At 67.6% G+C, this 12,834-nt stretch carries 10 protein-coding genes and 1 riboswitch; of the genes, 7 read left to right on the top strand and 3 right to left on the bottom strand.

The annotated features are described in order from the left end of the window. The first annotated feature begins 3 nt into the window (after window positions 1-3). Complete coding sequence (gene dnaK, locus AAIL17_RS08495) at window positions 4-1,926, top strand: molecular chaperone DnaK (protein WP_424682394.1); 1,923 nt, start codon at window positions 4-6, stop codon at window positions 1,924-1,926. 156 nt (window positions 1,927-2,082) lie between these two features. Continuing rightward, complete coding sequence (gene dnaJ, locus AAIL17_RS08500; protein ID WP_424682395.1) at window positions 2,083-3,213, top strand: molecular chaperone DnaJ; 1,131 nt, start codon at window positions 2,083-2,085, stop codon at window positions 3,211-3,213. A gap of 55 nt (window positions 3,214-3,268) precedes the next feature. On the opposite strand, the gene rsgA is transcribed toward dnaJ, so the two are convergent. Continuing rightward, entirely contained in the window at window positions 3,269-4,336 is a 1,068-nt protein-coding gene (rsgA, locus tag AAIL17_RS08505) for a ribosome small subunit-dependent GTPase A (RefSeq protein WP_424682396.1), read from the bottom strand. Between the two features lie 271 nt (window positions 4,337-4,607). On the opposite strand from rsgA, the gene dapB reads away from it, so the two are divergent. Together dapB and AAIL17_RS08515 are read left to right on the top strand one after the other, a co-directional pair. After that, the gene (gene dapB, locus AAIL17_RS08510; protein ID WP_424682397.1) at window positions 4,608-5,402 is read left to right on the top strand and encodes a 4-hydroxy-tetrahydrodipicolinate reductase; all 795 of its coding nucleotides are present in this window, start codon (window positions 4,608-4,610) and stop codon (window positions 5,400-5,402) included. Between the two features lie 122 nt (window positions 5,403-5,524). Beyond that, a riboswitch (yybP-ykoY riboswitch) is annotated at window positions 5,525-5,694 on the top strand. A 69-nt stretch (window positions 5,695-5,763) separates the two neighbouring features. Then, a complete protein-coding gene (locus AAIL17_RS08515) occupies window positions 5,764-6,765 on the top strand; it encodes a sodium:calcium antiporter (RefSeq protein ID WP_424682398.1) in 1,002 nt (333 codons plus the stop codon). A gap of 31 nt (window positions 6,766-6,796) precedes the next feature. On the opposite strand, the gene AAIL17_RS08520 is transcribed toward AAIL17_RS08515, so the two are convergent. Continuing rightward, window positions 6,797-7,492 (bottom strand): 2OG-Fe(II) oxygenase, encoded by a 696-nt coding sequence (locus AAIL17_RS08520; RefSeq protein WP_424682399.1) that lies wholly within the window; start codon window positions 7,490-7,492, stop codon window positions 6,797-6,799. Window positions 7,493-7,704: 212 nt separating this feature from the next. Between AAIL17_RS08520 and carA the strand changes: the two genes are divergently transcribed. Genes carA through greA form a run of 3 tightly spaced genes read left to right on the top strand, consistent with a single transcriptional unit; the run spans window position 7,705 to window position 12,532 of the window. Continuing rightward, window positions 7,705-8,832, top strand: coding sequence for a glutamine-hydrolyzing carbamoyl-phosphate synthase small subunit (gene carA, locus AAIL17_RS08525; RefSeq protein WP_424682400.1), 1,128 nt, complete (start codon window positions 7,705-7,707; stop codon window positions 8,830-8,832). Then, entirely contained in the window at window positions 8,832-12,059 is a 3,228-nt protein-coding gene (carB, locus tag AAIL17_RS08530) for a carbamoyl-phosphate synthase large subunit (RefSeq protein WP_424682401.1), read from the top strand. Before carA ends, carB begins: the two co-directional genes overlap by 1 nt. Beyond that, window positions 12,056-12,532: a transcription elongation factor GreA gene (greA, locus tag AAIL17_RS08535; protein ID WP_424682402.1), complete on the top strand. Its 477-nt coding sequence runs from the start codon at window positions 12,056-12,058 to the stop codon at window positions 12,530-12,532. Before carB ends, greA begins: the two co-directional genes overlap by 4 nt. 130 nt (window positions 12,533-12,662) lie before the next feature. On the opposite strand, the gene ykgO is transcribed toward greA, so the two are convergent. Then, on the bottom strand, window positions 12,663-12,788 hold the full coding sequence (gene ykgO, locus AAIL17_RS08540) for a type B 50S ribosomal protein L36 (RefSeq protein ID WP_008215056.1): 126 nt from the start codon (window positions 12,786-12,788) through the stop codon (window positions 12,663-12,665). Between the last annotated feature and the right edge of the window lie 46 nt (window positions 12,789-12,834).

Consider the following 12,834-nt stretch of genomic DNA (forward strand, 5'->3'; position numbering starts at 1 on the left):
CAAATGGGCAAGATCATCGGCATCGACCTGGGTACCACCAACTCCTGCGTCGCCGTCATGGACGGCACCAACGCGAAGGTGATCGAGAATTCCGAGGGCGATCGCACCACGCCGTCCATCGTCGCCTTCAGCAAGGACAACGAAGTGCTGGTCGGCGCGCCGGCCAAGCGCCAGAGCGTGACCAATCCGAAGAACACCTTTTATGCGGTGAAGCGCCTGATCGGCCGCAAGTTCACCGACGCCGAGGTCCAGAAGGACCTGCACATCGTGCCCTACGGCATCGTCGCGCACGAGAACGGCGACGCCTGGGTGGAGACTTCCGACGGCAAGAAGATGGCGCCGCAGGAGATCTCTGCGAAGGTCCTGATGAAGATGAAGAAGACCGCCGAGGACTATCTCGGCGAGACCGTCACCGAGGCGGTGATCACGGTGCCGGCCTACTTCAACGACAGCCAGCGCCAGGCGACCAAGGACGCCGGCCGCATCGCTGGCCTGGAGGTCAAGCGCATCATCAACGAGCCGACCGCGGCCGCGCTGGCCTATGGCCTGGACAAGAAGGGCGGCGACCGCAAGATCGCCGTGTACGACCTCGGCGGCGGCACCTTCGACGTCTCGATCATCGAGATCGCCGAAGTCGACGGCGAGAAGCAGTTCGAGGTGCTGGCCACCAACGGCGACACCTTCCTCGGCGGCGAGGACTTCGACAAGCGCGTGATCGACTACCTCGTCGACGAATTCCAGAAGGACCAGGGCATCGACCTGCGCAAGGATCCGCTGGCCTTGCAGCGCCTGAAGGACGCGGCCGAGCGCGCCAAGATCGAGCTTTCCTCCGCGCACCAGACCGAGGTGAACCTGCCGTACGTGACGGCCGACGCCTCCGGTCCGAAGCACCTCAACATCAAGCTCACCCGCGCCAAGCTCGAAGCGCTGGTGGAAGACCTGGTCAAGCGCACCATCGAGCCGTGCCGCATCGCGCTCAACGATGCCGGGCTGCGCGTGTCGGACATCAACGAGGTGATCCTCGTCGGCGGCCAGACTCGCATGCCCAAGGTGCAGGAGTCGGTCAAGGACTTCTTCGGCAAGGAGCCGCGCAAGGACGTCAATCCGGACGAGGCCGTGGCCGTGGGCGCGGCGATCCAGGGCGGCGTGCTGGGCGGTTCGGTCAAGGACGTGCTGCTGCTGGACGTCACCCCGCTGTCGCTCGGCATCGAGACCATGGGCGGCGTGATGACCAAGCTGATCGAGAAGAACACCACCGTGCCGACCAAGGCCGCGCAGACCTTCTCGACCGCCGACGACAACCAGACCGCGGTGACCGTGCACGTGCTGCAGGGTGAGCGCGAGCGCGCCAGCGCGAACAAGTCGCTGGGCCGCTTCGACCTGTCGGGCATCGATCCGGCGCCGCGCGGCATGCCGCAGATCGAGGTCACCTTCGACATCGACGCCAACGGCATCCTGCACGTGTCGGCCAAGGACAAGAAGACGGGCAAGGAGCAGAAGATCGAGATCAAGGCCGGCTCGGGCCTGTCCGAGGAGGAGATCCAGCGGATGGTCGCCGACGCCGAGGCGAACAAGGAAGAAGACAAGAAGTTCCACGAGCTGGTCGCCACCCGCAACAAGGCCGACCAGCTGGTGCACGCCACCCGCAGCGCGCTGAAGGAGCACGGCGGCAAGGTCGGCGCGCAGATCGGCGGCATCGAGGAGGCGCTGTCGGAACTGGAGAAGGTCAAGGACGGCGACGACAAGGCGCAGATCGAAGCGAAGATGCAGAAGCTCGAGCAGGTCGCGCAGCCGCTCTATGCGGCGGCGCAGGGCGGTGGCGCCGGCCCGGAGGCCGGTCCGCAGGCCGCGCCGGGCGGCGGTTCGGCGCAGCCCGACGACGTGGTCGATGCCGAGTTCACCGAGGTCAAGGACGAGAAGAAGTAAGCGTCGGTAGCCGGTGCAGCCGATGGTCAAGCAGCCCGCGCCGGCTATCATGCCGCGCGGGCTGTTTGTTGATGGGCGGCTCAGGGTCGAGCAGCGCCAGGCTGCAGTCAGGCAGGTTTCAGTAGCACAGGTTCCAGTAGGGGTGTCGTCGAAGTCATGAATGCAGCAACGGGCAAGCGCGATTACTACGAGGTGCTCGGCGTCGAGCGCAGCGTCACCGAAGTCGAGCTGAAGAAGTCCTTTCGCCGGCTGGCGATGAAATACCACCCGGACCGTTGCCCGGACGATCCGACCGCGCAGGAGAAGTTCAAGGAAGCCAAGGAGGCCTACGAGGTCCTGGCCGATCCCCAGAAGCGCGCGATGTACGACCAGCACGGCCATGCCGCCTTCGAGGGCGGCATGGGCGGCCGCGGCGGTTTCGGCGACATGGGCGACATCTTCGGGGACATCTTCGGCGACATCTTCGGCATGGGCGGCGGCCGCGGTCGCCCGCGCCGCGGCGCGGACCTGCGCTACGTGATGGAGCTGGACCTGGAAGAGGCGGTGTTCGGCGTCGAGAAGACGATCGAGATCCCCACCCAGGTCAACTGCCACCACTGCAACGGCACCGGTTCGGCCGACGGCAAGACCACCCAGTGCAAGACCTGCCACGGTCACGGCCGCGTGCGCATGCAGAACGGCATCTTCTCGATCCAGCAGGCCTGCCCGCATTGCGGCGGCAGCGGCCAGACCATCGAGAAGCCCTGCAAGGCCTGCCGCGGCGAAGGCCTGCTGGAGGAGACGCGCACGCTGTCGGTGCGCATCCCCGCCGGCGTGGACAACGGCGACCGTATCCGGCTTTCCGGGCAGGGCGAGGCCGGCCCGGCGGGTGCCGAGGCGGGCGACCTGTACGTGGACGTGCGCGTGCGCGAGCACGCGATCTTCCAGCGCGACGGCAACGACCTGCACTGCGAGGTGCCGATCCGCTTCGCCCAGGCCGCGCTGGGCGCCGAACTCAAGGTGCCGACGCTGGAAGGCGAAGTGCCGGTGTCGATCCCGCCGGAAACCCAGACCGGCCAGACCTTCCGCCTGCGCGGGCGCGGCGTGAAGTCGGTGCGCTCAGGACGCGTCGGCGACCTGATCTGCCGCGTGATGGTGGAAACGCCGGTGCGCCTGACCCGCGAGCAGCGCGAACTGCTGGAAAAGCTCGAGGCCACCTTCGCCGAAGGCGAGCCCGATGCGCATACGCCGCGCGCCAAGAGCTGGGTCGACGGCGTCAAGGATTTCCTCTCGCGCGTCACCTCCTGAGCGAACGGCCATCGCGCGAAGTGCTTCGTGCGATGGCCGTGCTCGTCTTCGCACATCACCGGTCCTGCTTGCGCATCTCCCGCTTCGCGCGCTGGGCCTGGCGCTGCAGGGCGCCGAACTGCCGCTCCTTTTCGTGGCGTTCCCTGAGCGTCCGCGAGGCGCCGGCGGCTTCCCGCTGCAGCTTGTGGTAGCTGGCCAGCCGCCGGGCATCCAGCCGTCCGTCGGCGACCGCCCGTTCCACCGCGCAACCCGTATCGCCCGCATGGCTGCAGTCGCGGAAGCGGCATAGCGCCGCCAGCCTTTCCACCTCGTCGAACACGGTATCCAGCCCCGCGTCCACCGCACCAACGCGCAGCTCGCGCATGCCCGGCGTGTCGATCACCCAGGCACCCGTGGGCAGCGCGAACATCCCGCGTGAGGTGGTCGTATGGCGGCCGCGCGCGTCGTCCTCACGGATGCCGGCGGTGTCCTGCCGCGCATCGTCGATCAGCGTGTTGGTCAGGGTGGACTTGCCCACGCCGGAAGAGCCGGCCAACGCGACCGTCCGGCCGTGTGCCAGCCAGGGCGCCAGCCGCGCCGCGGATGCAGCCGCGGTCGCGTCCACGGCGACCACCGCGATGCCGGGTGCCAGCGAGGCGGCTGCCTCCAGGTAGCTTTCCGGGTCCGCACACAGGTCCGCCTTGGTCAGCACGACGACCGGCGTGATGCCGGCATCGAAGGCGAGTGCGAGATAGCGTTCCAGGCGCGACGCGTTGAAATCCGCGTTGCATGAGGTCACCACCAGCAAGGTATCCAGGTTGGCGGCGATGGCCTGCGTGCGCTGCGCCGTACCCGCCGCCACGCGCGCGAGCAGCGAGTGCCGCGGCAGCAGCCGGCGGACCCGTGCGGCATCGGCGTCGACCAGCACCCAGTCGCCGACGGTGGGCGCGGGTTCGCTGCCCGCGCAGAGTGCCGGCGGCACCGTGACCGCGAGCAGGCCACGGCTGCACAGCACGGACAGCCCGCTGCGCTGCACGCCGACGACCCGCGCGGGCTGGCCAGTTTCAAAGTCCTCGAGTGTGAGGTGTTGCGCATAGGCCGGCCGCCAGCCGAGCTGGTCCAGCGTGAAATTCGTCGTCGACATGCGTGTTCCCGATAGGCAAGACGGAGCGACCGCCCTTGCGGGTGGTCGAAGCGGGACGCCTGGGTCGACGCGATGGAAGGGGACGGCTGCGGCCGTCCGGGACGCTCAGTGCGAGGTCGACCCGGCGCAGGTCTGCGATACGACATTCATGGGCCGATCTCCTCTGCGCGGGTGGAAAGGTCGGGCAGGGTAATCGGCACGCGGGCTCGACGCAAGCACGGTGGCGCGGCGTGCGGTTACGCTACGCGCCTCCGCCGCATGGATCCACGTGATGAACCGACCGCTCCGCCTCGCCGTCAATGGCGCCACCGGCCGCATGGGTCGCGCCTTGCTCGACCTGCTGCATGACGACGCGCGCTTCGAAGTGGTCGCTGCGATCACCGCACCGGGCGTGCCTTGCCTGGGCGAACCCGCCTGGCACGATCGCAACACGCCGTGCTTCAGCGCGGACTGGCCGCGGGAGCCGCTGGATGCGGTGATCGACTTCAGCGGCCCGGAGGGGTTGGCGTCCGCGCTGGATTACTGCACGGAGCACGGTGTGGCGCTGGTGAGCGGCACCACCGGCGTCGGCGACGCGCTCGCGACGCGCCTGGCGCAGGCCGCCTCGCAGACTCCGCTGATGCATGCGAGCAACTTCAGTCTCGGCGTGGCTGTGCTCACCCGCTTGCTGCGCCAGGCCGCGGCCGCATTGCCAGCGTGGGACCTGGAAATCGTCGAGGCGCACCACAACCGCAAGACGGATGCCCCCTCGGGTACGGCGCTGTCGCTCGGCGAAGCCGCTGCTGCGGCGCGCGGCACCTCGCTCGCCCGGGACGGCGTTACCGGGACGCGCGAGGGCGCGCGGCGTGCCGGCAGCATCGGCTTCGCGGTGGTGCGCGGCGGCGACATCGTGGGCGAGCACACGGCGCTGCTGGTAGGCGCCGGTGAACGCGTGGAACTGGGCCATCGGGCGACCGACCGCAGCATCTTCGCCCGTGGCGCGATCGAGGCGGCGCACTGGCTGCACGGCCAACCTCCCGGCGCCTACGATCTCGAAGCGATGCTGGCCTCGCGGCTCGGGACGTAATCCACAGGGTAGGGCTTCGGCCCACCGATCGTCGTACGGCAAAAAGCGGGTGGACTGAAGCCCACCTTACGGTGGTCAGGTGCGGAATGCTTGTCGCGTCCGCCACCCGCCGCTACCATGCGGCCGTTGTCATTGGGGAGTAGCCATCCTCACCCGCGAAGGCGCACCGCCTTCGTTCCCCGAGGAATCCGCGTCAACAGACTTGGAGCTTGCGTTCCATGGCGTGGATGGCCGCACCGCCGCGAAACCGGCGGGGCGCGTGCCCGGCGAGACCTTTGGCCACGATGCGCTCGAACCCTCGCCGGGCGGGCCGCATCGTTGCGCCATGGGATTTCCGCTCGCCCGGCCGGATACGTATCGCATGCTCACCACGTTGTGGTTCCTGCTCTCCGCCGGCGCGATCTACGCGGCCTGCGAGTACTTCGTCAACGGCATCGAATGGCTGGGCCGCAAGTGCCGGCTCGACGCTACCGCCACCGGCACCGTGCTCGCCGCCTTCGGCACTGCATTGCCGGAAAGCGCGGTCACCTTCATCGCCGTGGTGTTCGGGCATACGCCGGAGCAGCGCGACATCGGCGTGGGCGCGGCCCTGGGCGGACCCTTGGTGCTCGGCACCATCGCCTATGCCATGGTCGGCATCGCACTGTGGAGCAACCGCCACCGCCTGCGGCGCCCCGACGCGGTGGTCAAGGTGGACAACGCGCGCCTGGCGCGCGACCAGCGCTGGTTCCTGTCGATCTTCGTGGTCAAGTGCGCGCTGGGCCTGATGGCGTTTGCGCTGAAGCCCTGGCTGGGCGTGCTCTTCGTCGCCGCGTACGGCTTGTACGTCTGGCGCGAGCTGAAAAGCGGCGACATGGCGGCCGACGAGGAGGAACTCGAGCCGCTGAAGTTCCAGCCGCACGCCGACGATCCGGCGATGTGGCGCGTGATCGCCCAGAGCGTGTCGGCACTGGTGGTGATCGCCATCGCCTCGCGCATCTTCGTGACGCAGATCGAGGTGATCGGCGTGGCGTTCGGCCTGTCGGCGCACCTGGTGGCGCTGGTGCTCAGCCCCGTGGCCACCGAGCTGCCCGAGACAGTCAATGCGCTGATCTGGGTGCGCCAGGGCAAGGAACGGCTGGCGCTGGCGAACATCTCCGGCGCCATGATGATCCAGGCGACCATTCCCAGTTCGCTGGCGCTGTTCTTCACCCCGTGGCTGTTCGACGATGCACTGATCGTGGCCGGCGTACTCACGACGGTGGCGGTCGGCTACCTGTGGTGGCTGTTCCAGCGAGGCCACGTCAAGGCGCGCTGGCTGGTGCCGGTAGGTGCGCTCTACGGCGTGTTCGCCATCCTGCTCTGGGTGATCGGCATTCGATAGACGTACCCCGCGTGACCGGAGTGTGCTCCGGTCAGTCGCGGTGTGCGGCGTTGCGGTCACGGCCGGCGCCGAACTTGCGATCGAGCACGCCGACGAGTTTCTTGAAGCTGCGCGAGAACTTGCCGCGCCGCGTCTTGCGCAGCTTTTCCTCTTCGCTGGTCAGCCAGGCGACCTGGATGACGCGGCGCTCGCCCTCGAAGGGCAGGTGGCCGTGGAAGGAGTTCTCGCAGCGCTTGAACACGGCGAACTCGCCGTACAGCGGCGTCAGTTCGGGCGCAACGATGGCGTCGATGTCGTCGATACGGTGCAGGAAGCGCAGGCAGCCGTCGCTGGTGTCCGGCCACTGCCGGTTGAGGTAGAGCAGGGCGGTGGCCACCTTCGACTTGCTGTCGGTATGGATGGTGCCGTGGCGCTTGTTCAAGTAGCGGCACAAGGTCACCAGCGTCGGGTACTGGCCCAGGTCTTCGATGCCCAGGCGCGCACCAATCGCGCGGGCGAAGGCCGGCGCGGTCAGGTTGGCCACCAGCGCCTTGATCGACGGGCCGCAATCGGCCGGGTCATAGGGAAAGAAGCCTGCACTGGTGTAGCGCGGAAAATCGCGTTCGAGCTCGTTGCGCGCGTCATCCGGCAACTGGCCGTGCGCGATCAGGAACGGAAAGGGCTCGTTGCGCACGTCCGTGTCAGGGCGGTCGAGGCGGGCAGGATCGAGCAGGACGGTGGCGTTCATGGACTACCGATCGAACGGGATACGGACCATTTTAGCGCGCGCCGGCAGCGCACAGACGCCCGCGTGAATGCGCGGTTCACGCATTCGTCCGGTGGACAGAATCGGCCCCCGCTTCTATCATTGCGTCCCGCCCGAGACTTCTTCCGACCCAAGGTCCACAAGCCTGCTTCCAGCGGCTTGCGGACCTTGCTGCACCTAAAGGCGGCCCCCCAATGCCCATTCCCGCTCTGCTTGCCCTCGAAGATGGCAGCGTGTTCCACGGCCACGCCGTGGGCGCGACTGGCGAAACCGTCGGCGAGGTGGTTTTCAACACGGCGATGACGGGCTACCAGGAGATCCTCACCGATCCCTCCTACGCCCGCCAGATCGTCACCTTGACCTATCCCCACGTCGGCAACACCGGGGTGACCCCGACCGATGCCGAGTCGACCCGCGTCCAGGCCGCCGGCCTGATCGTGCGCGATGTGCCGCGCCGGCCGAGCAATTGGCGCAGCACCGAAAGCCTGCCCGAGTACCTGGCCCGCCAGAACATCGTGGCAATCGCCGGCATCGACACCCGTCGCCTGACCCGCATCCTGCGCGACAAGGGCGCGCTGAACGGCTGCATCCTGGCCGGCGAGGGAATCGACGCCGAGACGGCGCTGGCCAAGGCGCGCGCCTTCCCCGGCCTGAACGGCATGGACCTGGCCAAGGTGGTCAGCGTGCGCGAACCCTACCGCTGGACCGAGGGCGTGTACGACCTGGACCGCGCCGCCTTCACCCAGCCGGACACGCGCTACAAGGTGGTCGCCTACGACTACGGCACCAAGCTGAACATCCTGCGCCTGCTGGCCAGCCACGGCTGCGACATCACCGTGGTGCCGGCACAGACGCCCGCCGCCGAGGTGCTGGCGATGAAGCCCGATGGCGTGTTCCTGTCCAACGGCCCCGGCGATCCGGCGGCCTGCGATTACGCGATCGCGGCGACGAAGGCTTTCCTGGACGCGAAGATCCCGCTGTTCGGCATCTGCCTGGGCCATCAGCTGATGGGCCTCGCGCTCGGCGCGAAGACCATCAAGATGAAGTTCGGCCACCACGGCGCCAACCACCCGGTGAAGGACCACGACGACGGCCGCGTGCTGATCACGTCCCAGAACCATGGCTTCGCGGTGGATCCGGCGACGCTCCCGGCCAACGTGCGCATCACCCACACCTCGCTGTTCGACGGCTCGCTGCAGGGCTTCGCCCTCACCGACCGCCCGGCGTTCTGCTTCCAGGGCCACCCGGAGGCCTCGCCCGGTCCCCGTGACGTGGTCTATCTCTTCGCGCGCTTCGCGCAGCTCATGCAGGAGGCCCGCTAATGCCCAAGCGCACCGACATCAAGAGCGTGCTGATCATCGGCGCCGGTCCGATCGTGATCGGCCAGGCGTGCGAGTTCGACTACTCCGGCGCGCAGGCATGCAAGGCGCTGCGGGAAGAGGGCTACCGGGTGATCCTGGTCAACTCCAACCCGGCCACGATCATGACCGACCCGGAGATGGCCGACGCGGTCTACATCGAGCCGATCAACTGGCAGACGGTCGAGCGCATCATCGCCAAGGAAAAGCCCGACGCGGTGTTGCCCACCATGGGCGGCCAGACCGCGCTCAATTGCGCGCTCGACCTGGCCGACCATGGCGTACTGGAGCGGCACGGCGTCGAGCTGATCGGCGCCTCGCGCGATGCGATCCGCATGGCCGAAGACCGCGAGCTGTTCAAGCAGGCGATGGCCGAGATCGGGCTGGACTGCCCGAAGGCGGAAGTGGCGCGCAGCTACGAGCAGGCGGTCGAGATCCAGGCCAAGGTCGGCTTCCCGACCATCATCCGCCCGAGCTTCACCCTGGGTGGCTCCGGCGGCGGCATCGCCTACAACGTCGAGGAGTTCGAGGAGATCGTCAAGCGCGGCCTCGATCTGTCGCCGGTGCACGAGGTGCTGGTCGAGGAATCGGTGCTCGGCTGGAAGGAGTTCGAGATGGAGGTGGTCCGCGACAAGGCGGACAACTGCATCATCGTCTGCTCGATCGAGAACCTCGATCCGATGGGCGTGCACACCGGTGACTCGATCACCGTGGCGCCGGCGCAGACGCTCACCGACAAGGAATACCAGCGCCTGCGCGACGCGAGCATCGCCGTACTGCGCAAGATCGGCGTGGACACCGGCGGTTCCAACGTGCAGTTCGGCATCAACGCCGAGAACGGCCGCGTGGTGGTGATCGAGATGAACCCGCGCGTGTCGCGCTCCTCGGCGCTGGCCTCCAAGGCGACCGGCTTTCCGATCGCGAAAGTCGCCGCGAAACTGGCCGTGGGCTACACGCTGGACGAGCTCAAGAACGACATCACCGGCGGCCTCACGCCGGCTTCGTTCGAGCCGACGATCGATTACGTGGTCACCAAGATCCCGCGCTTCGCCTTCGAGAAGTTCCCGTCGGCCGACGCGCGCCTGACCACGCAGATGAAGTCGGTGGGCGAAGTGATGGCGATGGGCCGCACTTTCCACGAATCGCTGCAGAAAGCGCTGCGCGGGCTGGAGATCGGCAAGACGGGGCTCAATCCCACCGGCCTGGACCTGACCAGCGCCGAGGGTCTGGCCACGGTCAGGCGCGAGCTGCGCGAGCCGCGGCCCGAGCGCGTGTTCTACGTCGCCGATGCCTTCCGCGCCGGCCTGTCGCTGGAAGAGATCTTCGACTGCAGCCGCATCGACCCATGGTTCCTGGCCGCGTTCGAGGACATCGTCCTGACCGAGAAGGAGGTCAAGACACAGGGCTTGACCGCGCTCAACGCCCCGCGCATGCGTGAGTTGAAGCGCATGGGCTTCGCCGATGCGCGCATCGCCCAACTGCTCAGCACCGACGAGGCGGCCGTGCGCCACCTGCGCCATACGCTGGGCGTGCGCCCGGTGTACAAGCGCGTGGATTCCTGCGCGGCGGAATTCGCCACCAGCACGGCCTACATGTACTCGACCTACGAGGAAGAGTGCGAGGCCCATCCGTCCGACCGCGAGAAGATCGTGGTGCTGGGCGGCGGCCCGAACCGCATCGGCCAGGGCATCGAGTTCGACTACTGCTGCGTGCATGCGGCGCTCGCGCTGCGCGAGGACGGGTTCGAGACCATCATGGTCAACTGCAACCCGGAGACCGTGTCGACCGACTACGATACCTCCGACCGCCTGTACTTCGAGCCGCTCACGCTCGAGGACGTACTGGAGATCGTCGAGCTGGAGAAACCCAAGGGCGTGATCGTGCAGTACGGCGGCCAGACGCCGCTCAAGCTCGCGCGCGCGCTCGAGGCCGCCGGCGTGCCGGTGATCGGCACCTCGCCCGATTCGATCGACCTGGCCGAGGATCGCGAGCGCTTCCAGCAGATGATCCACAAGCTGGGCCTGCGCCAGCCGCCCAACCGCACCGCGCGCAACGCCGACGAGGCGCTGGCGCTGGCGCGCGAGATCGGTTACCCGCTGGTGGTGCGCCCGAGCTACGTGCTGGGCGGCCGCGCGATGGAAGTGGTCTACGACGACGCCGACCTCTCGCGCTACATCCGCGAGGCGGTGCAGGTCTCCAACGATTCGCCGGTGCTGCTGGACCGCTTCCTCGACCACGCGGTCGAGGTGGACGTGGACATCATCGCCGACGCCGAAGGCAACGTGCTGGTCGGCGGCATCATGGAACACATCGAGGAGGCCGGCGTGCACTCGGGCGACTCGTCCTGCTCGCTGCCGCCGTATTCGCTCACGCCGGAGATCCAGGACGAACTGCGCCGCCAGGTCGCCGCGATGGCCAAGGAGCTCAAGGTCATCGGCCTGATGAACACGCAGTTCGCGATCCAGGGCGACACCGTCTACATCCTGGAAGTGAACCCGCGTGCGTCGCGCACGGTGCCGTTCGTCTCCAAGGCGACCGGCATGCCGCTGGCCAAGATCGCCGCCCGCTGCATGGCCGGCCGCACGCTGGCAAGCCAGGGTGCCACGCGGGAAATCATCCCGGACTATTACTCGGTGAAGGAGGCGATCTTCCCGTTCCTGAAGTTCCAGAACGTCGATCCGATCCTCGGGCCGGAAATGCGTTCGACCGGCGAGGTGATGGGCGTGGGCCGCCAGTTCGGCGCCGCCTTCGCGCGCGGCCACGAGGCGGCAGGCATCAAGGCGCCGTCCAAGGGCAAGGTATTCCTGTCGGTGCGCGACGCCGACAAGGAGCGGCTGCTGCCCGTTGCGAAGGAAGTGCTCTCGCGCGGCTTCAGCCTGGTCGCCACCGGCGGTACGGCGGCCTTCCTCAATGAGCACGGCGTGCCGTGCGAGCGCATCAACAAGGTGCTCGAGGGCCGGCCGCACATCGTCGACCTGATCAAGAACGGCGAGATCGTCTATATCGTCAACACGACCGAGGGCAAGCAGGCGATCGCCGACTCGTTCTCGATCCGGCGCGAGGCCCTGCAGCAGCGCGTCACCTATTCGACCACCGTGGCAGGCGCCCGCGCGCTCGTCCATTCGCTGGATTTCCACGGCGAGGCCGACGTGCACAGCCTGCAGGAACTGCACAAGGAGCTGAGCGCATGAGTCGCGCCCCCATGACCAAGACCGGTTCGGAACGTCTTCGCGGCGAGCTGGATCGCCTCAAGTCGGTCGAGCGTCCGCGGATCATCGCGGCGATCGCCGAGGCCCGCGCCCATGGCGACCTCAAGGAAAATGCCGAATACCACGCCGCGCGCGAGCAGCAGAGCTTCATCGAAGGCCGCATCGGCGAGCTGGAGGGTGCGTTGTCCACCGCCGAGGTGATCGACGTGTCCAAGCTCGGTGCCGGCAGCAAGGTCGTCTTCGGTGCCACCGTGGACCTGGAGGACGAGGATTCCGGTGAGGCGGTGACGTACCAGATCGTGGGCGACCTGGAGGCCGATATCAAGCAGCGGCTGATCGCGGTGTCTTCGCCGATCGCCCGCGCGCTGATCGGCAAGAGCGAGGGTGACAGTTTCGAGTTCAGGGCACCCAACGGCGTCAAGCACTACGAGATCACCGGCGTACGTTACGAATAGGCCCGTTTGGGCAGGGCAGGTGGGCGTTCAGCCCACCTTGCCCGTCAGGGATGGGATAGGTCGCCTGGCCGGAACGCAGGCAACAAAAAAGGCCGCATCGAGCGGCCTTTTTTCGTCCAACCCGGACGACTCAGCGCTGGCGCGCCTTGAAACGCGGGTTGCTCTTGCAGATCACGAAGACCTTGCCGCGACGGCGCACGACCTTGCAGTCACGGTGCCGCTGCTTGGCGGACTTCAGAGAGGAAAGCACCTTCACGGCCAGCTCCTGGAACAAATCGGGAAAATTCAAGCTGACAAGTATA

The sequence above is a fragment of the Frateuria sp. YIM B11624 genome, assembly GCF_049727805.1.
Taxonomy (GTDB): Bacteria; Pseudomonadota; Gammaproteobacteria; order Xanthomonadales; family Rhodanobacteraceae; genus Frateuria_A.